The sequence below is a fragment of the Pseudazoarcus sp. NS34 genome, from assembly GCF_059703725.1.
The window spans coordinates 19,221-43,350 of sequence record NZ_BAAKIZ010000004.1; the positions used below are offsets into that span (position 1 = coordinate 19,221).

28 protein-coding genes are annotated in these 24,130 nt (G+C 65.6%); 6 read left to right on the top strand and 22 right to left on the bottom strand.

Translation table 11 applies throughout. The features are described 5' to 3' along the window. Positions 1 to 180: 180 nt before the first annotated feature. From AC6H0N_RS13370 to AC6H0N_RS13405, 8 genes are all read right to left on the bottom strand, one after another. Positions 181 to 1,143: a pseudouridine synthase gene (locus AC6H0N_RS13370; protein ID WP_497574624.1), complete on the bottom strand. Its 963-nt coding sequence runs from the start codon at positions 1,141 to 1,143 to the stop codon at positions 181 to 183. Continuing rightward, the gene (locus AC6H0N_RS13375) at positions 1,136 to 1,546 is read right to left on the bottom strand and encodes a Na+/H+ antiporter subunit G (RefSeq protein WP_497574625.1); all 411 of its coding nucleotides are present in this window, start codon (positions 1,544 to 1,546) and stop codon (positions 1,136 to 1,138) included. Before AC6H0N_RS13375 ends, AC6H0N_RS13370 begins: the two co-directional genes overlap by 8 nt. Positions 1,547 to 1,556: 10 nt before the next feature. Beyond that, positions 1,557 to 1,826: a K+/H+ antiporter subunit F gene (locus tag AC6H0N_RS13380; RefSeq protein WP_497574626.1), complete on the bottom strand. Its 270-nt coding sequence runs from the start codon at positions 1,824 to 1,826 to the stop codon at positions 1,557 to 1,559. Further along, positions 1,823 to 2,341, bottom strand: a complete 519-nt coding sequence (locus tag AC6H0N_RS13385; protein WP_497574627.1) for a Na+/H+ antiporter subunit E — start codon at positions 2,339 to 2,341, stop codon at positions 1,823 to 1,825. Before AC6H0N_RS13385 ends, AC6H0N_RS13380 begins: the two co-directional genes overlap by 4 nt. Further along, positions 2,341 to 3,864, bottom strand: coding sequence for a monovalent cation/H+ antiporter subunit D (locus tag AC6H0N_RS13390; protein ID WP_497574628.1), 1,524 nt, complete (start codon positions 3,862 to 3,864; stop codon positions 2,341 to 2,343). The genes AC6H0N_RS13385 and AC6H0N_RS13390 overlap by 1 nt, the downstream gene beginning before the upstream one ends. Further along, positions 3,861 to 4,214 carry a Na+/H+ antiporter subunit C gene (locus AC6H0N_RS13395; RefSeq protein WP_497574629.1) on the bottom strand — a complete coding sequence of 118 codons (354 nt, stop codon included), beginning with the start codon at positions 4,212 to 4,214 and terminating at the stop codon, positions 3,861 to 3,863. The genes AC6H0N_RS13390 and AC6H0N_RS13395 overlap by 4 nt, the downstream gene beginning before the upstream one ends. A 1-nt stretch (position 4,215) precedes the next feature. Further along, positions 4,216 to 7,071 carry a monovalent cation/H+ antiporter subunit A gene (locus tag AC6H0N_RS13400; RefSeq protein WP_497574630.1) on the bottom strand — a complete coding sequence of 952 codons (2,856 nt, stop codon included), beginning with the start codon at positions 7,069 to 7,071 and terminating at the stop codon, positions 4,216 to 4,218. A 309-nt stretch (positions 7,072 to 7,380) separates the two neighbouring features. Further along, entirely contained in the window at positions 7,381 to 8,331 is a 951-nt protein-coding gene (locus AC6H0N_RS13405) for a D-2-hydroxyacid dehydrogenase (RefSeq protein WP_497574631.1), read from the bottom strand. A gap of 230 nt (positions 8,332 to 8,561) precedes the next feature. Between AC6H0N_RS13405 and AC6H0N_RS13410 the strand changes: the two genes are divergently transcribed. After that, positions 8,562 to 9,299 carry an IclR family transcriptional regulator gene (locus AC6H0N_RS13410; protein WP_497575024.1) on the top strand — a complete coding sequence of 246 codons (738 nt, stop codon included), beginning with the start codon at positions 8,562 to 8,564 and terminating at the stop codon, positions 9,297 to 9,299. A 5-nt stretch (positions 9,300 to 9,304) separates the two neighbouring features. After that, the gene (locus AC6H0N_RS13415) at positions 9,305 to 9,607 is read left to right on the top strand and encodes a hypothetical protein (protein WP_497574632.1); all 303 of its coding nucleotides are present in this window, start codon (positions 9,305 to 9,307) and stop codon (positions 9,605 to 9,607) included. Positions 9,608 to 9,615: 8 nt separating this feature from the next. Here AC6H0N_RS13415 and AC6H0N_RS13420 read toward each other — a convergent pair whose 3' ends face one another. Continuing rightward, positions 9,616 to 10,494 carry an NAD(P)-dependent oxidoreductase gene (locus AC6H0N_RS13420; protein ID WP_497574633.1) on the bottom strand — a complete coding sequence of 293 codons (879 nt, stop codon included), beginning with the start codon at positions 10,492 to 10,494 and terminating at the stop codon, positions 9,616 to 9,618. Beyond that, complete coding sequence (locus tag AC6H0N_RS13425; protein WP_497574634.1) at positions 10,494 to 11,372, bottom strand: 2-hydroxy-3-oxopropionate reductase; 879 nt, start codon at positions 11,370 to 11,372, stop codon at positions 10,494 to 10,496. The genes AC6H0N_RS13420 and AC6H0N_RS13425 overlap by 1 nt, the downstream gene beginning before the upstream one ends. 80 nt (positions 11,373 to 11,452) lie before the next feature. Here AC6H0N_RS13425 and ybiB point away from each other — a divergent pair, with 80 nt between their 5' ends. Continuing rightward, positions 11,453 to 12,370 carry a DNA-binding protein YbiB gene (gene ybiB / locus AC6H0N_RS13430; protein WP_497574635.1) on the top strand — a complete coding sequence of 306 codons (918 nt, stop codon included), beginning with the start codon at positions 11,453 to 11,455 and terminating at the stop codon, positions 12,368 to 12,370. 6 nt (positions 12,371 to 12,376) lie between these two features. Here ybiB and thpD read toward each other — a convergent pair whose 3' ends face one another. The 3 genes from thpD to AC6H0N_RS13445 all read right to left on the bottom strand — a co-directional run bounded on the left by thpD (position 12,377) and on the right by AC6H0N_RS13445 (position 15,024). Then, positions 12,377 to 13,303: an ectoine hydroxylase gene (gene thpD, locus AC6H0N_RS13435; protein ID WP_497574636.1), complete on the bottom strand. Its 927-nt coding sequence runs from the start codon at positions 13,301 to 13,303 to the stop codon at positions 12,377 to 12,379. Between the two features lie 136 nt (positions 13,304 to 13,439). Next, the gene (locus tag AC6H0N_RS13440; protein WP_497575025.1) at positions 13,440 to 14,246 is read right to left on the bottom strand and encodes a pirin family protein; all 807 of its coding nucleotides are present in this window, start codon (positions 14,244 to 14,246) and stop codon (positions 13,440 to 13,442) included. 178 nt (positions 14,247 to 14,424) lie between these two features. Then, positions 14,425 to 15,024: an FMN-dependent NADH-azoreductase gene (locus tag AC6H0N_RS13445; protein ID WP_497574637.1), complete on the bottom strand. Its 600-nt coding sequence runs from the start codon at positions 15,022 to 15,024 to the stop codon at positions 14,425 to 14,427. A 93-nt stretch (positions 15,025 to 15,117) separates the two neighbouring features. Here AC6H0N_RS13445 and AC6H0N_RS13450 point away from each other — a divergent pair, with 93 nt between their 5' ends. Together AC6H0N_RS13450 and AC6H0N_RS13455 are read left to right on the top strand one after the other, a co-directional pair. Further along, on the top strand, positions 15,118 to 16,041 hold the full coding sequence (locus AC6H0N_RS13450; RefSeq protein ID WP_497574638.1) for a LysR family transcriptional regulator: 924 nt from the start codon (positions 15,118 to 15,120) through the stop codon (positions 16,039 to 16,041). A gap of 55 nt (positions 16,042 to 16,096) precedes the next feature. After that, positions 16,097 to 16,621 (top strand): disulfide bond formation protein B, encoded by a 525-nt coding sequence (locus AC6H0N_RS13455; RefSeq protein WP_497574639.1) that lies wholly within the window; start codon positions 16,097 to 16,099, stop codon positions 16,619 to 16,621. A gap of 52 nt (positions 16,622 to 16,673) precedes the next feature. Here AC6H0N_RS13455 and AC6H0N_RS13460 read toward each other — a convergent pair whose 3' ends face one another. The 4 genes from AC6H0N_RS13460 to AC6H0N_RS13475 all read right to left on the bottom strand — a co-directional run bounded on the left by AC6H0N_RS13460 (position 16,674) and on the right by AC6H0N_RS13475 (position 19,182). After that, on the bottom strand, positions 16,674 to 16,982 hold the full coding sequence (locus tag AC6H0N_RS13460) for a PilZ domain-containing protein (protein WP_497574640.1): 309 nt from the start codon (positions 16,980 to 16,982) through the stop codon (positions 16,674 to 16,676). 66 nt (positions 16,983 to 17,048) lie between these two features. After that, the gene (locus tag AC6H0N_RS13465; protein WP_497574641.1) at positions 17,049 to 17,429 is read right to left on the bottom strand and encodes a sirohydrochlorin chelatase; all 381 of its coding nucleotides are present in this window, start codon (positions 17,427 to 17,429) and stop codon (positions 17,049 to 17,051) included. Beyond that, the gene (locus AC6H0N_RS13470; protein ID WP_497574642.1) at positions 17,426 to 18,226 is read right to left on the bottom strand and encodes a tRNA threonylcarbamoyladenosine dehydratase; all 801 of its coding nucleotides are present in this window, start codon (positions 18,224 to 18,226) and stop codon (positions 17,426 to 17,428) included. Before AC6H0N_RS13470 ends, AC6H0N_RS13465 begins: the two co-directional genes overlap by 4 nt. Beyond that, on the bottom strand, positions 18,223 to 19,182 hold the full coding sequence (locus tag AC6H0N_RS13475; protein WP_497574643.1) for an MBL fold metallo-hydrolase: 960 nt from the start codon (positions 19,180 to 19,182) through the stop codon (positions 18,223 to 18,225). The genes AC6H0N_RS13470 and AC6H0N_RS13475 overlap by 4 nt, the downstream gene beginning before the upstream one ends. Before the next feature lie 92 nt (positions 19,183 to 19,274). Between AC6H0N_RS13475 and AC6H0N_RS13480 the strand changes: the two genes are divergently transcribed. Further along, positions 19,275 to 20,417: a MalY/PatB family protein gene (locus AC6H0N_RS13480; protein WP_497575026.1), complete on the top strand. Its 1,143-nt coding sequence runs from the start codon at positions 19,275 to 19,277 to the stop codon at positions 20,415 to 20,417. Between the two features lie 5 nt (positions 20,418 to 20,422). On the opposite strand, the gene AC6H0N_RS13485 is transcribed toward AC6H0N_RS13480, so the two are convergent. The 5 genes from AC6H0N_RS13485 to AC6H0N_RS13505 all read right to left on the bottom strand — a co-directional run bounded on the left by AC6H0N_RS13485 (position 20,423) and on the right by AC6H0N_RS13505 (position 24,128). Continuing rightward, entirely contained in the window at positions 20,423 to 21,121 is a 699-nt protein-coding gene (locus tag AC6H0N_RS13485; protein ID WP_497574644.1) for a 4'-phosphopantetheinyl transferase family protein, read from the bottom strand. A 4-nt stretch (positions 21,122 to 21,125) separates the two neighbouring features. Then, entirely contained in the window at positions 21,126 to 21,563 is a 438-nt protein-coding gene (locus AC6H0N_RS13490; protein ID WP_497574645.1) for a hypothetical protein, read from the bottom strand. Between the two features lie 120 nt (positions 21,564 to 21,683). Then, a complete protein-coding gene (locus tag AC6H0N_RS13495; protein ID WP_497574646.1) occupies positions 21,684 to 22,916 on the bottom strand; it encodes a beta-ketoacyl-ACP synthase in 1,233 nt (410 codons plus the stop codon). Beyond that, the gene (fabG, locus tag AC6H0N_RS13500) at positions 22,913 to 23,659 is read right to left on the bottom strand and encodes a 3-oxoacyl-ACP reductase FabG (protein ID WP_497574647.1); all 747 of its coding nucleotides are present in this window, start codon (positions 23,657 to 23,659) and stop codon (positions 22,913 to 22,915) included. Before fabG ends, AC6H0N_RS13495 begins: the two co-directional genes overlap by 4 nt. Then, complete coding sequence (locus AC6H0N_RS13505; RefSeq protein WP_497574648.1) at positions 23,652 to 24,128, bottom strand: hotdog family protein; 477 nt, start codon at positions 24,126 to 24,128, stop codon at positions 23,652 to 23,654. The genes fabG and AC6H0N_RS13505 overlap by 8 nt, the downstream gene beginning before the upstream one ends. Between the last annotated feature and the right edge of the window lie 2 nt (positions 24,129 to 24,130).

The window sequence follows — 24,130 nt, forward strand, 5'->3', positions numbered from 1 at the left end:
GGCCTTGTTCTTCTGGTCTGGCACGGCGCGTTCTTCGGCGCCGCGGCAACCCCGCCTCGGATCAAACGCCAAGGCTGAGGTCACGCCATCAGGGTAAACCATGATGGCCCGTCCGACGAAGGGACAACAGCAGTCTGTATTTTGTTCAGTGAATCGCGTGAAACGCGCCACCAGAGCGCGTCAGAAGGACTCTTCCGGACGCAGGAAACGCCATTTCCCGGGCGGCAGATCACCCAGCACGACGCCCCCGATGCGGATGCGCTTGAGCGCCACGACCTTCAGTCCGACGAGGTCGCACATGCGCCGGATCTGGCGCTTGCGCCCTTCTCGCAGCCGGAAGCGCAGGGTGTCCTCGCGCAGCCATTCGACTTGCGCGCGGCGCAGCTTTCGGCCATCAAGCTCCAGCCCGTGATTGAGCAGGTCCAGCCCGCCGTCGATGAGCTGGCCCTTCACGCGCACCACATATTCCTTCTCGACTTCGGAATCGTCACCGATGAGCTGGCGCGCGATGCGGCCATCCTGCGTCAGCACCAGCAGGCCGGTGGAATCGATGTCGAGCCGCCCGGCCGGCGCCAGACCGCGCAGATGCGACGCGCGGAAAACGCCGCCGATCTGATCGTGCTGGGTTTCCGGCACGACCAGCGAAACCGCCGGCGTGTGGCCATCCTCGGCCTGCGCCGAGACATAGCCAATGGGTTTGTGCAGCAGGATGGTGACGCGGTCCGACTGGCGCTGCTTGGCTTCACCGGCGAGATGGATTTCGGCATCCGGGTGAATGCGCGTGCCGAGTTCGCTGACCCGCTCACCGTTGACGAATACCCAACCGCGTTCGATGTAGGCATCGGCCTCGCGGCGCGAACAGATGCCACGCTCGGCCATGATCTTGGAAAGGCGCACGCCCTCGGTCGGCAGGCCGTCCGGGCTTGGCTTTGCCGCTTGAGGCGGCTTTTCCTGGTCGATCGGCGGACGCTCTGCCGGCGGACGCTCTTCCTTCCGGGCCGGCTTGGGCCTGGGCGATGGCGGCGGGCCGGGGCGGACACGCGGTGCGGAGCGCGGCTTGTTGGCCGCCGGCTTGGGCTTGTCTCCGGCAGCAACCGGAACGGAGGCTCGCGCGACGCGTCGGCGGCGCGGCAACTCAGCCACGTTCGTCGGCCGGGTCCTGCGCCTCGGGCTCGGGTTCGGCATGCCCCGGCGGAGCGTCAAAGGTCGCCCAGCCGCAGTTGGTGCCGGTCGGAGGCAGTTCCTTGAGGGACTTTTCGCGCTGCTGGTGCAGGTGAGCCTTGGCGACGAAGTGCGCGGTGATCGGCGCGGTCAGGAACAGGAAGAACACGATCAGCACTTCATGGATCGAGAAATCCCCGCCCGCCGCAAAAAACACTACCGAAGCGAACAGCGCACTGCCGATACCCAGCGTGGTGGCCTTGGTCGGCGCATGCAGGCGGGCCATCAGCTCGGGCAGCTTGATCATGCCGATGGAACCGACCAGCAGGAACACGCCACCGATGACGATCAGCGCGGAGACGATGAATTCGAAGAACAGGTTCATTTCCTTGCCCTCACTCGATCACGTCGCCGCGCAGGATGAAGCGGCAGTAGGCGACGGTGGAAATGAAACCGAACATCGCAAACAGCAGCGCGGCTTCGAAGTACACCGTCGTGCCGTGGAAGATGCCGTAGTAGATGATCAGCGCGATGGCGTTGATGACCATGGTGTCGACCGCGATCACGCGATCCATCACGGTCGGCCCTTTGGCGAGCCGCCACAGGTTGAGCAGCAGCGCGATCGAGACGGTCGCAAAGCCGAACATGAGAGCGTAGGCAATCATCCGAAAATCTCCATCAGGCGGGCCTCGTAGCGCGCCTTCATCTCGCGCACCGCAGTCTCGGCGTCCGGCGCATCCAGGCAATGCACGAGCAGGCTGCGGCCGTCGGCCGAAATGTCGCTGCTGACAGTGCCCGGCGTCATCGTGATGGTGCCCGCCAGAATGGCGATGGCCTCGGGCGTCTTCAGCTCGATCGGCACCGTCACCCAGCGCGTGTTGAGCTCCTTCACCGGGCAGAACAGGATCAGCTTGGCAACGATCACGTTGGCGACGATCACGTCCCACGCGACCAGCAGCATGAACTCGAAGGCCTTGCTCCACGAGCGCACGATCGGCCGATCCGGCCAGAACTGGCTGGTCAGGATCGAGATCGACATGCCCAGGATGAGGCCGACAATCAGGCCGCCAGCGCTGAAATCATTGAGCAGCAGCATCCACAGCAGCACCAGCGCTGCGGTCAGCAGCGGGTGCGGCAGCCAGCGCTGCAGCAAGGTCCGTTCGTCGTGTTTGGCGTGCATCAGCGACCTCCCGCAAGTCCGCCAAACAGCACGGCAGATTGATAGTCACCCGGATTGAATAGCTGGTCGGCGGTGTCCTCGAAGAACAGCATCACCGGCCCGGCGAACACCGTCATCGCCACGGTCAGCGCCAGCAAGGCACCGAGCGCGAAATACGGCAATGCACGCGCACGCACGCGGGCGCGGATCTCGCCCTCCTGCGCCGTGCTCTTCCAGAACAGCGTGCTGCCGGCGCGCCCGAAGCCGATGATGATCAGCAGTGACGTGACCAGAATCAGGCCCCACAGCCAGACGGCCTGCGGCGCCTCGCGCACGGCGTCGAGAATCAGCAGCTTGCCGAGGAAGCCCGACAGCGGCGGCAAGCCGGCCATGGCGATGGCGGCAACGAAGAAGAATGCCGACACCAGACCAAGCTGGACAAAACGCGGCGCCACATTGAGCAGGTCGGCATGACCGGCGCGGCGCTCGGTAACCAGATCGACCACCAGGAACAGCGCCGCGGCGGCCAGCGTGGAATGCACCATGTAGTACAGCGCTGCCGCCATCGATTCCGGCGTGAACACGCCGACCGTCATCAACAGCGTACCCATCGAGGCGATCACGGCGAAGCTGACCATCTGCCCCAGACTGCGCGCGGCCACCACCCCACAAGCCCCGACGACCAGCGTGATCATCGCCGCCGGCATCAGCCAGGGCTCGGCAATCCAGGCCACCTCGTCCGACGTGCCGCCAAAAACCAGCGTGTACACCCGGATGATCGAGTAGGCGCCGACCTTGGTCATGATCGCGAACAGCGCCGCTACCGGAGCCGGCGCATTGGCGTAGGTTCCCGGCAGCCAGAACTGCACCGGCACCAACGCGGCCTTCACCGCAAAAACGACCAGCAGCAGAATGGCGCCGGTGTGCAGCAAGGCCTGATCTTCGGCCACGACCTCGCGCACACCCACGGCCAGATCCGCCATGTTCAGCGTGCCCGTAACGGCGTAGATCAGACCGACGGCAAACAGGAACAGCGTCGAGCCGATCAGGTTGATCACGACATACTGGACGCCGGCCTTCACGCGCAAGGCGCCACCGCCGTGCACCATCAGGCCGTAGGACGCGATCAGCAGCACTTCAAAGAACACGAAGAGGTTGAACAGGTCGCCGGTCAGGAAGGCACCGTTGATGCCCATCAGCTGGAACTGGAACAGCGCATGGAAATGCTGGCCGCGCTTGTCCCAGCCATTAAGCGTGTACAGCAGCACGAACAGCCCGATGACCGAAGTCAGCAACAGCATCGCGGCCGACAAGCGGTCGAGCACCAGCACGATGCCGAAGGGCGCGACCCAGTTCCCCAGCGCATAGCTGAGCACCGTGCCGTCGACCACCATGCCCATCAGGATGCAGGCCAGAACCACCAGCAAGGCGGCCGAGGCGACCGAGAAGATGCGCGCCAGCACGATGTCGAAGCGCATCGCCAAGGCGATTACCGGTGCCACCAGCGCCGGCAGGAGGATCGGGAGAATGACCCAGTGATTCATCGCTCGCCCTTCCCTTGCGTCTCGCCGGGCTGCGCCACGTCGACATGATCGGTGTCGCTCTCGATGTAGGCGCGCAGCGCCATCACCACGATCACCGCGGTCATGCCGAATGAAATCACGATGGCCGTCAGCACCAGCGCCTGCGGCAGCGGATCGGTATAGCCGGTGGCCAGATCACTGATCACCGGAGGTTTGTTGATGGTCAGACGTCCCATTGCGAACAGGAAGACGTTGACCGCGTAGCTGAGCAGCGCAAGCCCGAGCACGACCGGATAGGTTCGTGCCCGCAACACCAGATAGATGCCTGCAGCCGTCATAACGCCGATCGCAGAGGCGACCATGAATTCCATGTCAGTTCTCCCCCGCGGCGGGCGCGGCAAGGCGCGATGGGTTGATGTCCATCGGCTCGGTATTCACGGGCTGCTTGCCGACCCGGCGTCCCAGGCGCGACAGGTTGGCGAGCATCAGCATCACGGCGCCAACCACCGTCAGGAACACGCCCACGTCGAAGGCAATCGCGCTGGCGATCTCGAACTTGCCGACCACCGGCCAGTTCAGATACGTGAAGGCGCTGGTCAGGAACGGGTAGTCCATCACCATCGCGGCAATGCCGGTAGCGGCCGCGATCAGCACACCGGCGCCGATCATGGCGTGATAGTCGATGCGCATGCGCTGTGCCGCCCAGGCGTAACCGCTGGCCATGTATTGCAGCAGCAAGGCGATGGACGCTACCAGACCGGCGATGAAGCCGCCGCCCGGCGAGTTGTGACCGCGCAGGAAGATGTAGGCGGCAACCATCATGGCCAGCGGCAACATGATGCGGGTGGCCACCACCATGATCAGCGGATGGCGATCAGCCGACAACGGCATGTCCGGCGCCCACGAACTGAGCTTGCCGCCGAGGTCGCCGCGCATCAGGCCGTCGAGCAAGGCGAAGATCGCCAGCCCTGCGATGCCGAGCACGATGATTTCGCCGAAGGTATCGAAGCCGCGGAAGTCCACCAGGATGACGTTGACCACGTTGGTGCCACCACCGCCCGGCACCGACTGGTTCAGGTAGTAGGCCGACAGGCTCTCGTAGTCGCGTGAAAGCACAGCCCAGGCCAGCCCGGCAACGCCTACGCCAGCCAGCGAGGCAATCGCGCCGTCACGCAGCTTGCGGCCGCCGCTGCTCTCGCGCGGCGTCTCTTTGGGCATGAAATACAAGGCCAGCAGGATCAGGATGACCGTAACGACTTCGACCGAAATCTGCGTCAGCGCCAGATCGGGCGCCGAGAAGTACAGGAAGCCGACCGACACGATCAGGCCCACGACGCCCACCGACAGCAAGGCCAGCAGACGGCTGCGGTGCATGCACACCGAGGCCACGCAGCAGCCCACCAGCAACAGCCAGCCGACCGCAGCCACTGGCGTGATGGCGATGGATTCGCGAGTACCTGCACCGTGTTCGTGCGTCAGGAAGGTCACGAAGCCGATGATCACGGTGCCGCCAATCATGAACGCCATGTAGCGCTGCAGCGAGCCGTTGTGCAGGCTGAGCACCGTTTTCTGGCTCAGCCGCACCATCGCATTGATGGCGCAGAAGAACATGGCCTTGGCGTCCGGATGCGGCCCGGCCTGCCAGATCGCGCGAACGTTGGTGTAGCGCCACAGCGCGAACAGACCGATGGCGACCGCCGCCATGGACATGAACAAGGCCGGCGTGAAACCGTGCCAGATCGACAGATAGAAGTCCGGCACCGCGCCGCCGATCACGGCGCCCGCGGTCACACGCACCAGCGGGCCGGCAATGGTCTCGGGGAACAGACCGATCAGCACCACCAACACCACCAACAACATCGGCGGCAGCGACATGCCCATCGGCGGGTCATGCGGCTTGCTCGGGTAGTCCGTGCGCTTGGGGCCGAAATAGACGTGCACGATGTAGCGGAAGGAATACGCCACCGAGAACACCGCGCCGAGCGTGGCAAACAGCGGAATCACCCAGCCCTGACCCAGCCAGCTCGCTTTCCAGGCCTCGTCGAGCATCATTTCCTTGGACAGGAAACCGTTGAACAAGGGCATGCCGGCCATCGAGGCCGCGGCGATCATCGCCAGCGTGCCGGACAGCGGCATCAGAAACATCAGGCCGCCCAGACGTTTGATGTCGCGCGTGCCGGCTTCGTGGTCGATGATGCCGGCGTTCATGAACAGCGCCGCCTTGAAGGTGGCGTGGTTGAGGATGTGGAACACCCCGGCCACCGCGGCCATCGGCGTAGCCAGGCCAAACAGGAAGGTCACCAGCCCGAGGTGGCTGACCGTCGAAAAGGCCAGCAGGCCTTTCAGGTCATCCTTGAACAACGCGATGCAGGCGGCAATCACCATGGTCGCCAGACCCGTCGTCGCTACCAGATAGAACCACCAGTCGGTGCCCGACAGCGCCGGCCACATGCGCGCCAGCAGGAAGATGCCGGCCTTCACCATGGTGGCCGAGTGCAGGTAGGCCGACACCGGCGTGGGCGCGGCCATGGCGTGCGGCAGCCAGAAGTGGAACGGGAACTGAGCGCTCTTGGTGAAACAGCCGATCAAGATCAGGATCAGCGCCGGCACGTACATCGGCGATGCCTGGATGGCCTCGCCATGATTGAGGATGATGCTCAGGTCGTAGGAACCGACGATGTCGCCGAGGATCAGCATGCCGGCAATCATCGCCAGACCACCGCCACCGGTGATGGCCAGCGCCATGCGCGCGCCCTGCCGGCCTTCCGGAAGATGCTTCCAGTAACCGATCAGCAGGAAGGACGCGAGACTCGTCAACTCCCAGAAAATCAGCAGCAGCAGGATGTTGTCGGACAGCACAATGCCGACCATGGCCCCCTGGAAGAGCAGCAGATAGGTATAGAAATTACCCATCGGGTCTTCCTTCGCGAGGTAGAACCGCGCGTAGGTGATGATCAGCAGGCCGATGCCGAGGATCAGCCCGGCAAACAGCAGGCCGAGCCCATCCAGAAAGAAATTGACGTTGAGACCCAGCTCCGGCAACCAGCTCCAGCCGGCCTGGATCACCTCGCCACGGAACACCGCGGGCGCGTGGGTCAACAGCAACGCAAACGCCAGCAGCGTGACCGACCCGGTCGCAAGCGCACAGGCATTGCGACCGGCACGAATCATCAGTGCCGGCAATACCGCCCCGAGAAAGGGCAGCATCACGATCAGGGCAAGACTCATTGTTATGGTTTCCTGTCGTCCTCTTCCACCGCACGGCCCGGATCATTCCGGGCGCGCTTGACTACTTCACGCGGCCAGCCACCCTCCTCCAGAGAGCTCGCCGCGCGACACTGCGGGGTAATCCAGCGCCGAAGCCAGGCTGAAAAAAACCCTGTTCCGGCACCAAGCCGGCGCAGGGCTGTACGGGTTTTCACTTACATGGATTCGACCGGCCGTTAAAATACCCCAACTCCACCCTGCCGGGTCAAGTCGGTCGAACGCGACTGATGACCCCGGTCAATTCCCGCGCAATCTCACGGTCCGCGCGCATCAAATCACCCGGTTGCGCGGCTCACCCGCCGCGAAAGCCTCGATGTTGTCGATCACCTGATCGGTCATGGCCTGCATCGCGGCGCCCGAGGCCCACGCCATGTGGGGCGTCACGATCAGGTTCGGAATCCCCGGCTCAAGCAAGGGGTTGCCGTCGCGCGGCGGCTCCTTGGACAACACATCGAAACCGGCTCCCGCGATCAGCCCGGCGCGCAGCGCATCGGCCAGCGCCTGCTCGTCGACCAGCCCGCCGCGCGAGGTGTTCACCAGCACTGCGGTGGGTTTCATGATCGCCAGTTCATCCGCGCCGATCATGCCACGCGTGGCCTCGTTGAGGGGGCAATGCAGCGAAATCACGTCGGCCTCGCGCAGTACCGTAACGAAATCCGTGTAGCCCTCGCGCAGCGCCGTCGCGCCGCGGTGCTCGCCCCACAGGATGCGCATGCCGAAAGCCTCGGCCAGCCGCGCTACGCCCTGCCCGAGACTGCCGCGCCCGAAGATGCCCAGCGTGGCGCCGTGCAGGTCGCCCACCGGATGCCCGAACAGGCAGAAGTTCTCGCTCCTGGCCCACAGGCCGTTCTTCACGTCGTCGCTGTAGGCCCGCAGACTGCGGCGCAGCGCCAGCATCAACAGAATGGCGTGCTCGGGCACGGTGTTGACGGCATAGCCGCGCACGTTCGATACCACCACGCCGCGTTCGCGGCACGCTGCAAGATCGATGTTGTCGGTGCCGGTGGCCGAAATCGCCACCAGCTTCAGGCCAGGCAACTGCTTCAGATGTTCGGCCGTCAGGCGCACCTTGTTGATGATCGCCACCTGCGCGTCACGCAGGCGCTCGACCACCCGCTCCGGCGAGGTCAGCGGATACTCGATCCACTCATGCGGGATCGACGGCGTGCGAAAGCTCGAGGCGACGGATTCACCCTCGAGGTTCACGATACGGATGCTCATGTCTCGTCTCCGGAAGGATCGTGCTCTGCGCGCAAGCGCTTCGAGCAGCAAGTCGCCGGCCATGGTAGCTGCGCGGCCTGGCCGCGACACCTCGCAATAACCCGTAAAGCGCAACCTGTTTCACTAGGCGAAACGAGATGCCTTGGTTACACTCGGGACACGCTTATCCCCACGGTATTGCTGTGATCCAAGCTGCGGAAAACAAGAACCCGATTCAGGTTGTCGAGCGCATGATGACGCTGCTCGACGTACTCGCTGCGCACCCCGACCCCGTGCCGCTCAAACAGATCGCGCTCGAAAGCGGCCTGCACCCCTCGACCGCCCACCGCATCCTCGGCGCCATGGGACAAAGCGGCTTCGTCGAACGTGGCGATGGCGGCACCTATCGCCTCGGCATCCGCCTGCTCGAACTCGGCAACATCGTCAAATCACGCATCTCGCTGCGCGACACGGCCATGCCGTTCATGCTCAAACTGCACAACGAAACCGGCGAGAGCGTGAACCTCGGCATGCGCGACGGCGACGCCATGGTGTACGTCGAACGCACCTCCAGCGGCCGCTCGTCGGTGCGCGTGGTGCACATCGTCGGCGCGCGTGCGCCGCTGCACACCACCGCCTCGGGCAAACTCTTTTTGGTCGAGGACGGGCGCGACAAGGTGCGCGACTACGCCAAGCGCACCGGCCTGCCGGGCAGCACGCCAGCCTCCATCACCGATCTCGACAAGCTCGAACGCGAACTCGCCGAAGCCCGCCGCCACGACGTGGCTTTCGACCTCGATGAAGTAGAACTGGGCGTGCGCTGCATCGCCGCCGGCATCCGCGACGACAGCGGCGATCTGGTCGCCGGCCTGTCGCTGTCCACGCCGTCGGAGCGCTTCAAGCGTGACTGGGCGCCGCTGGTGCGCAGCACGGCGCAGGAAATCTCTCGTGCGCTGGGCTTCACCGAGCCGGCGTCAAAACGGCGGTAGGCAGCATGAAAAGCGATCTCGTTGCCACCATTGAGATCGATGAGCATGGCCGCTTGCACATCACACCGACCGCCCAGCAATTCCCGTTTATCTATCGTGAGGCAATGGAAATTGCCTGGGACCCGGACAAACACGCACTCAGCACTCCACCACCTCGGGAGTGGAGTTATGGTCGCTGGTTTCAGCAGGTCCAAGCTGCTGCTACAGCACAGGGGACCTGTTTGCTTCTTGGCCCAGAGACTCAATGGGTCAATGTCCTGGCGGACGTTAAGCTAGAAGTACTGGAAGCAGCGTCGCATGCTGCTTAATTCAGGCGTTAGGCTTCCGACCCGGTAGCCGCTTCCAGCACCTTCAGCAGACTCGACGTATCGTCGTAGCCCCAGCCCTGGTTCATCAGCGCATTGAGTTGCTGCCAGGTCTGCGCCGCGATCGGCAGCGGTGCGCCGATCTTCACCGCCTCGTTGAGCAGGATGCCGAAGTCCTTGTGGTGCAGCCGCGCCTGGATGCCGGCCGAGAAGTCGCGCTGGACCATGCGCTCGCCCATCACCTCCATCACCCGCGAGGCCGCCGAGCCGCCCAGCAGCGCAGTGCGCACCGCAGCCAGATCGACGTTGTGGGCGCGTGCCAGATGCATGGCTTCGGCGCAGGCCTGCAGCGCGCACACCATGACCATCTGATTGCAGGCCTTGGCGACCTGCCCGGCACCGGGCTCGCCGATGCGCACGATGGTCTTGCCCATGCATTCAAACAGCGGGCGGACACGCTCGAACGCCGCCTCGCTGGCCCCGGCCATGATCGCCAGTGTGCCAAGCACCGCGGCCTGCTCGCCGCCGGACACTGGCGCATCGACCCAATCGACACCCCGTTCGGCATAACGTCGCGCAAAGTCGCGCGCTGCATCCGGCGCAATCGTGCTCATGTCCACGTGCACGGCACCGCGCACAAAACCGGCCGCCAGCCCGCGCTCGCCGAAGGCCACATCTTCGACGTCCTTGCTGTTGGTGATGATGGTGATGACCACATCACACGCCGCCGCCAGCGCTGCCGGCGTGTCGTAGGCGGTGGCGCCCTGCTGTACGAGCGGGTCAAGCGACTCCGGCCGCCGCGCCCATACGTTCAGGGAGTGGCCAGCGTGCATCACGTGCTCCGCCATCGGGCGCCCCATCACGCCCAGTCCGATGAATCCGACGCGCATCACCCTTCTCCCCCGCTCATGCGTTCAAACAGCTTCAACATCGCCACCGAATCCTCTTCACCCAGGCCACTGCCGACCATGGCGTTGTAGAGCTGCGCTGCCGCCGCCGCGGTGGGCAATTGCAGGCCGAGGCGGTGCGCCTCGTCGAGCACGATGCGCATGTCCTTCTGGTGCATCCACGACTTGAAGCCGGGCTGGAAGTCGCGCTTGACCATGCGGCCGCCGTGCGCGTCGAGAATGCGCGAGGCGGCGAAACCGCCCATCAGCACCTCGCGCACTGCGCCGGCATCCACGCCGCTCTTGCGCGCGAAGTTCAGCGCCTCGGCCACTGCCGCCACACCCACGCCAGTCACGATCTGGTTGCAGGCCTTGGCGACCTGGCCGGCGCCATTGCCACCGATCAGCGAAATGGTCTTGCCCATGGCTGCGAACAGCGGTCTGACGCATTCGAAGGCCGAGGCCTCGCCGCCAACCATGATGGTCAGCGTGGCGTTGATCGCGCCCGGCTCGCCGCCGGACACCGGCGCATCGAGCATGCTCACGCCGCGCTCGTGCAGGCGCTGGGCGATGGACTGCGTAAGCTCCGGCGAGATGGTGCTCATGTCAATGTGGATGAGGCCCGGACGCGCGCCGTCGGCAATGCCGTCCGGCCCGAGCGCGACGCGCTCGACATCCGGCCCGTCGCCAACCACCGTAATCACCACGTCCACAGCGGCCGCCACGTCGGCTGCACTGGTGCCGGCAGTCGCGCCGGCGTCGAGTAGCGGCTGCATGGCCTCGGGCCGGCGCGCCCACACACGCAGGGCATGCCCCGCGCGCATCAGGTTGAGCGCCATCGGGCGCCCCATCAGGCCCAGGCCGATGAATCCGACATTCATTGAAAACCCCTCAGAATTCCTGCGCCCGCAACGGGCAGCAATGGCTATGCAGCGCCACGGCGACAACCGATAATTGCGCCATGAACCTGCCCGCAATGATCAAGGAAATCGGACGAGGCGCCAAGGGCGCGCGTTCCCTCACGGCCGAAGACGCCGAAAGGCTGTTCGGCGGCATGCTCGATGGCACCGTGCCCGACCTCGAACTCGGCGCCATCGTGATCGCGCTGCGCGTAAAGAGCGAATCGCTGGACGAACTCATCGGCTTCAAGCACGCCATGGATGCGCGCTGCACCCACGTCGAGGTGCCCGACGGCCCGCGCTGCGTGGTGCTGCCGACCTACAACGGCGCGCGCCGCCAGGCCAACCTGATGCCGCTGCTGGCGCACCTGATTGCGCGTGAAGGCGTGCCGGTGCTGATCCAGGGCCGGCACGATTTCGACAGCCGCGTCAGCCCCTTCGAGCTGCTCGCGGCGCTCGACATCCAGCCGGCCGCCAGCGCGAAGGAGGCCACCACGCAACTGGCCACTTCGCGCATCAGTTGCCTGCGACTCGAAGACTTGCTGCCCGGTCTGGCCACGCTGCTGTCGCTGCGCCTGCGCTTTGGCGTGCGCGGCAGCGGCCACACCATGGCCAAGCTGCTCGACCCCTGCCCGGGGCGCAGCGTGCGCGTGGTGGCGGTGACGCATCCGGAGTATCTGGAGCGCATGAACGACTTCCTGCGGGCCGATGGCGGTATCGCCATGCTGCTGCGCGGCACCGAGGGCGAAGCCTTCGCCAACCCTCGTCGGCGCCCGCGCATGGAAGTGTTCGTGGATGGCGTCGCCAGCGAAGGCTGGCCGGCCGAAGAAGGCGGCGCTCCGCCGCTGGCGGGACTGCCGGATGTGCCCGGCGTAGCGGAGAACGCGGCCTTGATCCGCGACATGCTCGACGGCCGCGTCGCGATACCTCAACCGGTGCGCGAGCAGGCCGAATGTCTGATCGCGCTGGCGCGGGCCTGAGTCTGCTCAGGCCGCCTGGCTCTCGTCGGCACGCCGATAGTCCGGCCGCGTGGCCTGCAGCGGCGTGAAGTCCTCTCGTTCGCAGATGTACCAGGGGCGCGGCTCATCCGCGGCAAACGGCGCCGCGGGCCGGTTCTCGACGCTGTTGTAGACGAAGAAGACATTCGAGCGCGGCCACGGCGACAGATTGCCCGCCGAGCCGTGCAAGGTATTGCAGTCGAAAATCGTGACCGTTCCGGGGCGCCCGGTGGCGGCATGAATGCCGCGCTTGGCCATGCGCTCGATGCTCGCGGCATCGGGCAGCCCCGCTTCCTGACGCTGCAGGGAGCGGCGGTAGTGATGGCCGGGGGTTTCGCCTACGCACTGGATGTACTCGGTGTGCGATCCGGGAATCAGCATCAGCGGCCCGTTGAAGGTCGTGTTCTCGGTCAGCGACACGCTGACCGACAGCGTGCGCATGCGCGGCAGCCCGTCCTCGGTATGCCAGGTCTCGAAATCGGAGTGCCAGTAGAAGCCGCCTCCCCCCAGACCCGGCTTGAAGTTGACGCGCGACTGGTGGACATAGAGCGGGCTGGCAAGCAGGAATTCGGCGATGCCGAGCAGGCGCTCGTCGCGCATCAGCTGCGCGTACAGCGCGCTGTGGCGATGCGCGGCGAACAGCGAACGCAGGGCCCGCGAGTCACGCTCGACCACACATTCGGGCCGCCCTGCCAGGTCGGCGCGGCGGCGCAGGCGTTCGAGCTCGTGTTGCAGCCCGACCACCTCGGCTTCGTCAAAGAGCCCGTCGAGCACCAGGAATCCGTCGCGGCACCAGGATGCGTACTGCGCTTCGCTCAGCCCGCAACCGGGCTGCCACGGCTGCCAGGCCACCGGATCCTGGCGCGTCAATACGCCCGGTTCGGTGCCACAACGGGATGGATACAGATCCGTCATGAAATCCTCCTCATGAAATTCTCGGTTCACATACCTTGAAGGTCTTGCAAACATCCTGACGGGACGCTCGCAGTTTGTGAACCTCGGGACGTAACGTCCGATTTCAAGAGAAAGGAACCGATGCAGCCGGACGACTTCAGCGCATGCGGCCGGCGCGAAAATCCTCGACGGCCTGGTGGATCTCGTCGACGGTGTTCATGACGAACGGCCCGTGCTGCACGATCGGCTCGCCGAGTGGCCGGCCGGCGATCAGCAGCACCCGGGCAGGCTTCTCGCCCGCTTCGATGCGCACGCCGTCCGCCGCTTCGGCGTTGTCGAGAATGGCCATGCGGCCGGATGTCACACGTTTGCCGCCCACCGTCACCTCGCCCCGATACACATAGAAAAAGGCGTTGTGCTCCGCGGGCAGTGCCTGCTCGAAGCGAGCACCGGCCGGCAACGCGATGTCGGCATACAGCGGAGCGGTGACCTCGCGCGCTACGGCACCTTCAACGCCATGGCTGTGGCCGGCCACCAGTTTCACCGCCGCACCCGCCGCGGTCGTGAAGGCCGGAATGTCGTCCGACTTCAGATCGCGGTAGCCGGGTGCACACATCTTGTCGCGCGACGGCAGGTTCAGCCACAACTGGAAACCTTCCATCAGCCCGTCCTGCTGCTCCGGCAGTTCGGAGTGGATCAGGCCGCTACCGGCCGTCATCCACTGCACGCCGCCGTTCTCCAGCAGGCCTTCATTGCCGCCGCTGTCGCGGTGACGCAGACGGCCGGCGATCATGTAGGTGACGGTCTCGAAACCGCGGTGCGGGTGGTCCGGGAAGCCGCCGATGTAGTCGTCCGGGTTGTCGCTGCGGAAGGCATCGAGCATCAGGAAAGGGTCGAGGCGCTGCTGCAGGTCGTCAGTGAGCACGCGTGTGAGCTTGACGCCAACACCATCGGAAGTGGCCATGCCGGTGACCAGCCGTTCGACGCCGCGCGGCCGCTCGACGCGCTCCTCGACCAGCGCCTCGCGGTTCGGCACGATGGCGTCGATCTCGGCGTGCAGTTCGGCTTCGCTGCGCCCGAACATCAGACGTTTGAAGGTGCCGGTAAAACTCTTGGTGCTCGTGCTCATCTCAGTTCCGCGCTCAGGCGAGCGCGGCCTCCACCTGTTGTTCGGCGTCCGCAAATGCCTTTTCGACCGCTTCCGGCCCCATGCCGAGGCCTTCGGCGTAGATGAATCGTACGTCGGTCATGCCGAGGAAGCCCAGCACCATCTTGAGGTAGGGCACCTGGGTATCGGCCGCGGTGTCGCGGTAAAAACCTCCACGTGTCAGCGCGACATGCACAGTCTTGCCCTTGAGCAAACCCTCGGGGCCGTTGGCGGTGTACTGGAAGGTCACCTTGGCACGCGCGACGGCGTCCACCCAGTTCTTCAGCTGCGAGGTAATCGAGAAGTTGTACATCGGCACGCCAATCACCAGCACGTCGGCGGCCTGCACCTCGGCAATCAGATGATCATCCAGCGCGACACGCGCAGCCTGCTCGGGCGTGCGTTGTTCGGCCGGCGTGAAGAGTGCCTGCAGCGCCGGTTCGTCGAGGGTCGGGTGCGGGGTGACGGCCAGATCGCGCACGGCAACTGCGGCTTGCGGGTGGCGCTCGAGCAGACGCTCGACGATGCGGCTGGCGAGGCGGGCGGACTGGGAGCCTTCGCTACGGGCGCTGGCGTTGATCTGCAGGATGTTCATGGTCGTCTCCGTGGGGGATGGGGCTACGGAACTCATGGTATTGACGATCAATCAATGCATTAAGCCGCCATTCTGGATATGATTGTTCCGCCCATGGAACAAACGCCCCCCATTGATCCGAATGACCTGCTCGTTTTCGCGCAAATCGTCGAAACGGGCAGCTTCACGCGTGCCGCCGAGCACCTTGGCCTGCCCAAGTCCACGGTGTCACGCCGCCTCACCCATCTGGAAGAACGGCTGGGCGAACGCCTGCTGCAACGTACCACCCGCAAACTGACGCTCACCGACTTCGGTCACAGCATCATCGGCCACGCCCGTCAGGTATCCGCCGAGGTCGACGCCGCCAATGATCTCGCCGAGTACCGCCGGGCACGCCCGACCGGTCGGCTGCGCATCTCGATGCCGGCGGACTACGCCAACTCGATCCTGCGCGACGTGCTGGCGCGTTATATCGCGCTCTACCCTGAAGTCACGCTGGATCTCGACCTGTCGCCACGGCGCGTTGACCTGATCGGCGAGAACTTCGATCTCGCGTTGCGTTTCAGCGAGCTGCCCGATGACGCGACGCTAGCCGCGCGGCCACTGGGCGTGTTCGATCAGACCCTGTTCGCATCCCCCGACTATCTGATTCGCCACGGCCACCCCGCGGTACCGGAAGACCTCGCCGCCCATCACGCCTTGTGCCTGGTGGGCCGAGACGGCCAGCCACGGCTGTGGGACCTGTGTGACGGCAAGCGCCGCGTCGAAGTCGCGCCGCGCGCGCGCGTCACCGCCAATTCGCCCGACATGCTGCTCGGCCTGGCCGGTGCCGGCTGCGGCATCGCGCTGGTGCCGGCGCACTATGCAAACGAGGCGCTGCAGGCAGGGCGCCTGACGCGCGTGTTGCCGCAGTGGTCGTCGCCGGGCGGCAGGGGATGGGCAGTTTTTCCGGGGCGCCGCCTGATGCCAGCGCGCACGCGTGCCTTTCTCGATTTGCTCGACGAATTGCCCAATGCAGATAAAAGCCACGGCAGCTGAAACCCCGCGGGGCGGCAATGCCCTACAATCCCGACACTTCAACGGAACCGCCGCCATGTCCCGCTTCACGCCACGCCAGCTTCTTGCCCTGCTGCTTCTGGCCTGCATCGCGCTGCTCGCCTACGGCCTGTATCTGCAACACGTCGTCGGCCTCGAGCCTTGCCCGATGTGCATCCTGCAACGCTATGCGTTTGTCGCCATCGCGGCCATCGCACTGATCGGCACCGTGCACGGCCCCGGCCGCGCAGGCAGCGTGGTGTATGGCGGCTTGCTGCTGTCCGCGGCGGTCGCCGGCGGCGTGGTGGCGGCACAGCAGTCGAAACTGCAGCGTGAGCCGCCTTCGCTGGCCGAATGCGGTCCGGGTTTCGAATACATGGTGGAGAACTTCGGTCTGGGCGAAGCCCTGCCGATGATGTTCCGCGGCGCGGGCGATTGCGCTGCGATCGACTGGACTTTTCTCGGCCTGACGATCGCCAACTGGTCGCTGATCTGCTTCACGCTGATCGCGCTGCTGGCGGTCTGGATGATGCTGCGCGGCGGCCGCAAGAAGCGGTCATCGCTGTGGGATGTACGTATCTAGACTTCGGCCGGGCTTCGCTGCGCGCGCTGACGGACGCAGCGAGAAGCCGCCCTCAGCCGATGATTTCAACAATCGCGCCACCGATCTCGTACAGCTTTTCGCTGATCTGGTGACAGCGCTTGACCTCCACCCGTGCAACCAGCGGCGGACGCGGCAAACCGGTGGTCGGCGTCGGAATCTCGACCGTCACCACCTCGCCCTCGCCCGGAACATAGTCGCCGCGCAGGGTCATGCCACCCACCGAGATGTCCACGCATTCAACATCAATGGCGACCCCGTCTTCGCCAATCAAACGGGCCGCCGACCCCATGGTCAGGCGACGGCTGGCTCGGCGTTCAACGGGTGGGGGCGCACTGGTCATCGAAGTGTCACAAAACGTGTTGCCCGCCATTCTAGCCGGCAATGCGGCGCGTCGGCGGCCCGCACTTCAGTCCGTTTGCCGGGCGCCCTGCAGGGCGTAGGCCGCCATTGCGGCGACCACCGGTTCGGCCTCGCCGACCGCCGCCAGCAAGTCGAGCTTGCAGTGCGGATGCAGCGCCCGCGCCTCATCGAGCAGTACCGGCAAGTCCTTCTTCACATGCCCACCCTGGGCGAGAAACATCGGCACGACAGTGACCTGCGTGGCACCTCCGCGCGCAACGCAATCGATGGCATCGACCAGGGTCGGCTGCATGAACTCAAGGAACGCCACCTCCACTTCGACGCCGCTGGCGGCGGCGCGCACTGCGTCGCGCACTCGCTCCATCGGGCGTGCCCACTCGGGATCGCGCGCACCGTGGCCGAACAGGATGATTGCCGACTTGCTCATTGCCCCACCTCCGTAGATTGGCTTGCCTTGCTGACGAGCGCGTCAAGCGCGCGCGCCGCCGCAAAAAGCCCGACGCTGGCGGTCACGGCCATGCTCGAACCGTAGCCGGCACAGGCCAGCCCCTGCGGACCGGCGTCGCACACCGCGTCCGGCATGTGCGGGGGCTCGTCGGAATACACCGCCAGTACGCCGAAGCGCCGCCGAGGATCGCGCGGAAAACCGTGCTCGGTACGCAAGCGCTTGCGCAACTTGGCCAGCAGCGCGTCCTGCTCGGTACGCGACAGGTCATCAACGCGGATGCGCGCCGGATCGGTCTTGCCGCCGGCGCCGCCGCACACCACCAGTGCAATACCCGCATCGCGGCAGGCCAGAATCAGAGCCGCCTTGGCGCGCACGTTGTCGATGGCGTCAATCACCACATCGCAACCCGCCACCAGTCCGACGGCGTTCTCTGCGGTCAGGAAATCTTCCACGGCTTCGATCTCGACACCGGCATCAATGGCCTGGATGCGCTCTCGCATCGCCAGCACCTTGGCCTGACCGAGCGTGGGCTCCAGCGCATGGATCTGACGGTTGATGTTGGATTCCGCAACGTGGTCAAGATCAACCAGCCGCAAGCGGCCAACGCCGCTGCGCGCCAGCGCTTCCGCCGCCCATGAGCCGACGCCGCCCACTCCGATGACACAGGCACGCGAGCGCTTGAGCGCATCGAGCACAGGCTCACCATACAGGCGCGCGATTCCGCCGAAGCGGCGAGCGCGGTCGACGTCTGCAGAAAGGGTTTGCGGACGGCTCACGCGGCGGCCGGCTCGGAACACTTGTCGAGCCACATACCCAGGCCCTGCGCATTCATGTCGAGATCGGTGCGCAGCAACTCAAGCACCTCGTCATCGGCGATCGGCGCGCCCTGGCGCTCGACCTCGTCACGCACGATCTGCTCCAGGCCGGAAAGGATCTCGACGTGGCGCTTGATACCGTAGCCGCGCGCAGCGCGCGCCACCGCCACCTGGGCATCGATCAGCCGATGCAGATCGGCGGCAATCCGCTCAACGCCGGTCACGCGGCTGTAGTGGCCGAGGTAAATGGCTTCCGGGCGCATCGCGACGATGCGGTCGATGGATTCATGCAAAGCGTCGGGGTCGAACTCCGAAGGCATGGTGGACGGGAACACGAAGCAGCGACCATCGCGGTCGAGCTGGCGATACGACACGCCGAAGGTATCCCCGACGAAACATGAGTGCGCCTGCTCGTCCCACAAGGCGATGTGGTGGCGGGTATGCCCAGGGGTGTCGAGCACGCGGAAAACGCGCTCGCCAAGCTCAATGCGCAGCCCCTCTTCGGCAGGAACGATGCGCTCGACGGGAATCGGCACCGGCTCACCGTACAGTTCGAGCACGCGCTCCGAGCCATACACCTCGGCATTCGCGCTCCACAGGCGGGTCGGATCTGCGAGATGACGCACGCCGCGCGGATGCACCAGCACCTTCGCGTTCGGCAGCGACTGCATCAACAGGCCGGCACCCGCCGCGTGGTCGAGATGGATGTGCGTCAACACCAACCAGTCGACACAGGCCGGATCGATCGCGGCGGCCTGCAACGCCGCGAGCACGCGCGGCACCGACGTTGTCGTACCGGCGTCGACAATGGCTGCGCGGCCGCGGTGGATCACGAGATGGATTGCTGCCAGACCTTCCCGGCCGTAGCCGGCATCGATCGCTAGAACCCCGTCGGGGTGCGCGGTCACGAACTGCACTTGCTTCCTCCAGGCGCGGGGCGCCGATGAACCGCGGTATTGTATATGGGCCGCAGCCAAAACCTTTCAACCGCAATACCTTGATCCAGTTCATGCCAACCGATTTCGACGACATCATCGACCGCCGCAGCGTCCCTGGTGACAAATGGGGCCGCTACGCCGGCCGCGACATACTTCCCCTGTGGGTCGCAGACATGGACTTCGCCGCCCCGCCGGAAGTTCTCGCTGCATTGCGCGCCCGCATCGACCACGGCGTGTTCGGCTACACGCACCCGTGGCCGTCACTGCACCAAGCCGTGGTCGACGGCCTCGCGCGCGATCACGACTGGCACATCGAGCCCGACTGGCTGGTGTGGCTGCCCGGCGTCGTCACCGGCCTGAATCTGGCCTGCCGCGCCGTCGCGCCGGCCGGCTCGAAGGTGTTCACCGCAACGCCGGTGTACCCGCCCTTCCTGGCCACACCCGCCAACAACGACTGCGAGCTGGTCAGCGTGCCGCTGGAAGAACGCAACGGCCGCTGGGAGTGGAACCGAGCCGGAACCGAAGCCGCACTCGACGACGCCACCCGGCTGTTCCTGCTGTGCAGCCCGCACAACCCGACCGGCCGCGTCTTCGACGCCGACGAACTGGCTTGGATCGTGGCGCTGGCCGAACGCCACGACTTCGTGATCTGCTCCGACGAGATCCACTGCGGCCTGGTGCTCGACCAGACTCGCCCGCACCGCCCGCTGGCCGCGCTCTCGGCGCAGGCCGCACGCCGCACCATCACGTTGATGGCGCCGTCCAAGACCTGGAACATTCCGGGCCTGTACTGCTCTTTCGCAGTCATCCCGGACACCGCCTTGCGCAGCCGCTTCGAGCGCGCCATGCGCGGCATCGTGCCGACGCCCAACGTGCTGGGCCTGGTCGCCACCGAAGCCGCCTACCGCGATGGCGACGCCTGGCGTCAATCCCTGCTCGCCACCCTGCGCGGAAACTGCGATCTCGTGATGAACGAAATTGCCCGCATGCCCGGCCTGCGCACAACGCGCCCGGAAGCCACCTACCTGGCGTGGATCGACTGCCGCGAGTCCGGCCTTGCCGACCCCGCCGCCTTCTTCGAAGCCGCCGGTGTCGGCCTGTCGGATGGCGCGCCTTTCGGCATGCCCGGCTTCCTGCGGTTGAACTTCGGCTGCCCGCGCGCCACGCTGATCGAAGCGCTGCGCCGCATGCATTCAGCCCTGCAGACGCGCTGAAACGGTCATGACGCCGCTACGCGCCAGCACTCCGGCGCTTCGGGCGGCACCTCGCCGCTGAGCGTCCACGAAATGTCAGCCTGCACACCCGATGGCAGACACAGCGCCAGCACCGCCTCGTCGAGGTGCCACAGCCACGCATTCGCTGCAGTGGCCTGCGGCTCGGTTTCAATGTCCCGCAGCGGGCGCGACGCAATGCCCTCTCCTCGCGATTTGAGCCAGGCTTCCTTGAGTGCCCAACAGGTGGTGAACTGGCGAGGCAAATCGTGCGGGCTGCAAGCCGCGAGACGGCTCTGCTCGGCCGGCGAACACACCATGCCGCTCAGACCAGCGTGATCGCGCAGCGGGCCGACCCGCTCGACATCTACGCCGACCGGGATTGTCGCCATCGCACACAGCAGCCAATCACCGCTGTGGCTCAGACCAAGAAGAATCGGGGAGTTGGAGCGCGGAGAAAGCAGCTCCGGCGGCGCGTTCACCGGCGCATTCAAGGGCCAGTCCCGCAAGGGATCGCCGCCATGCACGGCGGCGAGAAGACTGCGTAGCGCGAGGCGCGCGGCCAGAAATTCGCCGCGGCGGCGCTCCGAGCGCATCTGCGCCAGACGCCCGAGTTCGGACACCGAAAGCCAGCCGGGCACAGCCGCCTCGGCCTCCGCCGCCACGCTCGAAATACGACTCAGCCCGAGCGTGACAGCGGGTGTCACCAACTTACTTGGCGATCTTGGCGTAGGTACCCTTGAGCGTCACGCCGGCCATGATGGCGCCCTCGGCACACTCATAGTTCTCCGGGTCCTTGAACACCTTCTGCTTGTACCAGCTGTACATGCCGACCACCGCGTTGGCGCCCATCTGCTTGGCCGAGTTCTCGAACGCCATCAGTGCGGACAAAGCCGCCCAGTTGCAGGCCGTCATGGCGTCCTTGCCAAACGAGTTGGTCTTCTTGTTCGACACGTTCTCGCCCATGCGCGAGAGGACCTTGGGCGTGGGCTGACCTTCCAGATAGAAGGACACGCTGCCGTCGAGCTTGCCCTGGGCAATGCCCATTTCAACCACCGCGGCGAGCGGAAAGTAATTGGGAACGTCCGCTGCCAACACGGGCGTCGACAGGAGTCCGCAGGCGGAAAGGACCATCAAATTGCGCTTCATCGGGCAATACCTCGCAAGGCTTCGATTCATCGGGAAGGGGCCGTGAGAGCCAAGCACAGCGCACCCAAAACGGCTGCCGACCTTATATGACAGGCACGACGGCTTTGCAACCGCATGGCATCAGGCCTGGGGCCAGCGCCGGAAGATCAGCGACGTATTGATGCCGCCGAACGCGAAGTTGTTGCTCATGACGATGTCGGTCTGCAACTCGCGTCCGCTGCCGGTGATGTAGTCGAGCCGCGCACAGCGCGGATCAACCTCGACCAGATTGACGTTGGGCGCAAACCAGCCTTCGCGCATCATCTCGATCGACAGCCAGGCCTCCAGCGCACCGCAGGCACCCAGGGTATGGCCCATGTAGCTCTTCAGCGACGAGATCGGAATGTCGCCGCCCATGACCTGCAAGGTTGCGGTCGATTCCGCGATGTCGCCCTGATCGGTGGCCGTGCCGTGCGCGCAGATGTAGCCGATGTCGTCCGGCGTCACGCCGGCATCCGCCAGCGCCAGCTCCATCGCCCGTGCCATGGTCGCTGGGCTGGGGTGAGTGACGTGCACGCCGTCGCTGTTGGTGCCGTAGCCGAGCACTTCGGCATGGATGCGCGCACCGCGCGCCAGCGCGTGTTCGAGCTCTTCGAGCACCAGCGTGCCCGCACCCTCGCCCAGCACCAGACCGTCGCGCCCGGCATCGAAGGGGCGCGGGCTGTCCTGCGGGTGGTCGTTGTTCACGCTGGTCGCAAACAGGGTGTCGAACACGGCCGCTTCGGTGGCATCCAGCTCGTCCGCCCCGCCCGCCAGCATCGCCACCTGCTTGCCGGCCTGGATGGCCTCGAAGGCGTAGCCGATGCCCTGACTACCGGACGTGCACGCGCTCGACGTAGTGACGATGCGGCCGGTGATGCCGAAGAACACGCCGATGTTCACCGCCGCCGTGTGCGACATCATCTTGATGTAGGTGTTGGCGTTGATGCCGTCGGTGTTCTTCTCGCGGATCATGCAGGCGAAATCACCGACTGCCGCCGGCGTACCGGCCGACGAACCGTAGGCGATGCCCATGCGGCCATCGCGCACGATATCGGCGCCCAGCAAGCCGGCATCGATCAGCGCCAGTTCGCTTGCACGCGTGCCCATCAGCGCCACCTTGCCCATGCTGCGCATGGTCTTGCGCGTGTAATGCGCAGGCAGCTCGAAAGGCTTCACGGTGACGCCGAGCAGGGTATTGAGCCCTTCATAGGCTTTCCATTCTTCCATCACCTGCACGACGTTGCGCGCAGCGCGCAGCGCCTCGCGCGCAGTCGGCCAGTCGTGGCCCAGCGGGCTGATGGCGCCGAATCCGGTTACGACGACACGCTTCATCCGATCATTCCTCCGTTCACCGAGATCACCTGACGCGTGATGTAGGCGGCATCTTCACTCAGCAGGAAGGAGACGGCAGCAGCCACCTCCTCCGGTCGCCCCATGCGTCGCACGGGGATTATCTTCATGGCTTCTTCGAGCACCTCGGGCGACACCATTTCGGTGTCGATCAGTCCCGGCGCAACGCAGTTGACGGTGATGTCGCGCTTGGCCAGCTCGACCGCCAGCGCCTTGGTGGCGCCGATCACGCCGGCCTTGGCCGCGCTGTAATTGGTCTGCCCGCGATTGCCCATCAGCCCCGACACCGAGGCCAGCGTGACGATGCGCCCCGGCTTGCGCCGACGCACCATCGGCATCACCAGCGGGTGCAGCACGTTGTAGAAGGCGTCGAGGTTGGTGTGGATGACGCTGTCCCATTCCTCGCCGGTCATCGCCGGGAAGGCCGTGTCGCAGGCGATGCCGGCGTTGCACACCACACCGTAGTACGCGCCATGCGCCTCGACATCGGCCTCCAGCGCAGCGGCGGCGGCCGCACGATCCGCCACATCGAACTGCAGCAGGCGCGCTTCACGGCCCATCGCGCGGATGGCGGCAATGACCTCCTCCGCCTGCTGCACGCCGGAGCGGCAGTGCACCACCACGTCGTAGCCCTCGCGCGCAAGGCGCAGGGCAATCGCCCGGCCGATACCACGACTCGAACCGGTGACCAGCACCGTGCCGGAACTGCAGGATTGATCAGACATTGGAACTGCTCTTGGCTGGATTATCGAGAAAGGCCGCGCCGTCGGGCGGCTCGAAGACGGAAACCTTGGCGCTGGCCACCGGCTCGCCGTTGATCAGGATGCGGCACGAAAACATGCCGAGGCCGTTCTCGCCGACCAGTTCGCACTCGGCCTCGATGCGCAGGCAGGCGCCCACGGGAAAAGCCGGCACCGAGGATTCGTAGCGACGACTGCCGAGCAGGAAGCCGACCTTGGGCGGCTCGCCCGCACGCTGTGCGCGGCCTCCGGCCCAGGCTGCCACGGTCTGCGCCATGTATTCCACCCCGACCCAGGCCGGCACGGCATCGCCGCGCACGAACAGGCCGTCCGGACGCAGCTCGACCTCGGCCACCGCGCGCTCCTCGTCCACCGACACGATGCGGTCGAGCAGCAGCATGCTGCCGCGATGCGGCACAAAGGATTCGAGCGGAAGGTTGGATGAATGGGTCATGA

Excerpts from the sequence above, each read along its gene's own strand:
- AC6H0N_RS13455 (WP_497574639.1), top strand. The coding sequence starts at position 16,097 with ATGTCCCGCTTCACGCCACGCCAGCTTCTTGCCCTGCTGCTTCTGGCC.
- AC6H0N_RS13385 (WP_497574627.1), bottom strand. The coding sequence starts at position 2,341 with ATGCACGCCAAACACGACGAACGGACCTTGCTGCAGCGCTGGCTGCCG.
- ybiB (WP_497574635.1), top strand. The coding sequence starts at position 11,453 with ATGAACCTGCCCGCAATGATCAAGGAAATCGGACGAGGCGCCAAGGGC.
- AC6H0N_RS13375 (WP_497574625.1), bottom strand. The coding sequence starts at position 1,546 with ATGAACCTGTTCTTCGAATTCATCGTCTCCGCGCTGATCGTCATCGGT.
- AC6H0N_RS13505 (WP_497574648.1), bottom strand. The coding sequence starts at position 24,128 with ATGACCCATTCATCCAACCTTCCGCTCGAATCCTTTGTGCCGCATCGC.
- AC6H0N_RS13415 (WP_497574632.1), top strand. The coding sequence starts at position 9,305 with ATGAAAAGCGATCTCGTTGCCACCATTGAGATCGATGAGCATGGCCGC.
- AC6H0N_RS13440 (WP_497575025.1), bottom strand. The coding sequence starts at position 14,246 with ATGGCCACTTCCGATGGTGTTGGCGTCAAGCTCACACGCGTGCTCACT.
- AC6H0N_RS13480 (WP_497575026.1), top strand. The coding sequence starts at position 19,275 with ATGCCAACCGATTTCGACGACATCATCGACCGCCGCAGCGTCCCTGGT.
- AC6H0N_RS13445 (WP_497574637.1), bottom strand. The coding sequence starts at position 15,024 with ATGAACATCCTGCAGATCAACGCCAGCGCCCGTAGCGAAGGCTCCCAG.
- AC6H0N_RS13420 (WP_497574633.1), bottom strand. The coding sequence starts at position 10,494 with ATGCGCGTCGGATTCATCGGACTGGGCGTGATGGGGCGCCCGATGGCG.
- AC6H0N_RS13380 (WP_497574626.1), bottom strand. The coding sequence starts at position 1,826 with ATGATTGCCTACGCTCTCATGTTCGGCTTTGCGACCGTCTCGATCGCG.
- AC6H0N_RS13460 (WP_497574640.1), bottom strand. The coding sequence starts at position 16,982 with ATGACCAGTGCGCCCCCACCCGTTGAACGCCGAGCCAGCCGTCGCCTG.
- AC6H0N_RS13400 (WP_497574630.1), bottom strand. The coding sequence starts at position 7,071 with ATGAGTCTTGCCCTGATCGTGATGCTGCCCTTTCTCGGGGCGGTATTG.
- AC6H0N_RS13490 (WP_497574645.1), bottom strand. The coding sequence starts at position 21,563 with ATGAAGCGCAATTTGATGGTCCTTTCCGCCTGCGGACTCCTGTCGACG.
- AC6H0N_RS13425 (WP_497574634.1), bottom strand. The coding sequence starts at position 11,372 with ATGAATGTCGGATTCATCGGCCTGGGCCTGATGGGGCGCCCGATGGCG.
- AC6H0N_RS13450 (WP_497574638.1), top strand. The coding sequence starts at position 15,118 with ATGGAACAAACGCCCCCCATTGATCCGAATGACCTGCTCGTTTTCGCG.
- thpD (WP_497574636.1), bottom strand. The coding sequence starts at position 13,303 with ATGACGGATCTGTATCCATCCCGTTGTGGCACCGAACCGGGCGTATTG.
- AC6H0N_RS13390 (WP_497574628.1), bottom strand. The coding sequence starts at position 3,864 with ATGAATCACTGGGTCATTCTCCCGATCCTCCTGCCGGCGCTGGTGGCA.
- AC6H0N_RS13410 (WP_497575024.1), top strand. The coding sequence starts at position 8,562 with ATGATGACGCTGCTCGACGTACTCGCTGCGCACCCCGACCCCGTGCCG.
- AC6H0N_RS13465 (WP_497574641.1), bottom strand. The coding sequence starts at position 17,429 with ATGAGCAAGTCGGCAATCATCCTGTTCGGCCACGGTGCGCGCGATCCC.
- AC6H0N_RS13405 (WP_497574631.1), bottom strand. The coding sequence starts at position 8,331 with ATGAGCATCCGTATCGTGAACCTCGAGGGTGAATCCGTCGCCTCGAGC.
- AC6H0N_RS13495 (WP_497574646.1), bottom strand. The coding sequence starts at position 22,916 with ATGAAGCGTGTCGTCGTAACCGGATTCGGCGCCATCAGCCCGCTGGGC.
- fabG (WP_497574647.1), bottom strand. The coding sequence starts at position 23,659 with ATGTCTGATCAATCCTGCAGTTCCGGCACGGTGCTGGTCACCGGTTCG.
- AC6H0N_RS13395 (WP_497574629.1), bottom strand. The coding sequence starts at position 4,214 with ATGGAATTCATGGTCGCCTCTGCGATCGGCGTTATGACGGCTGCAGGC.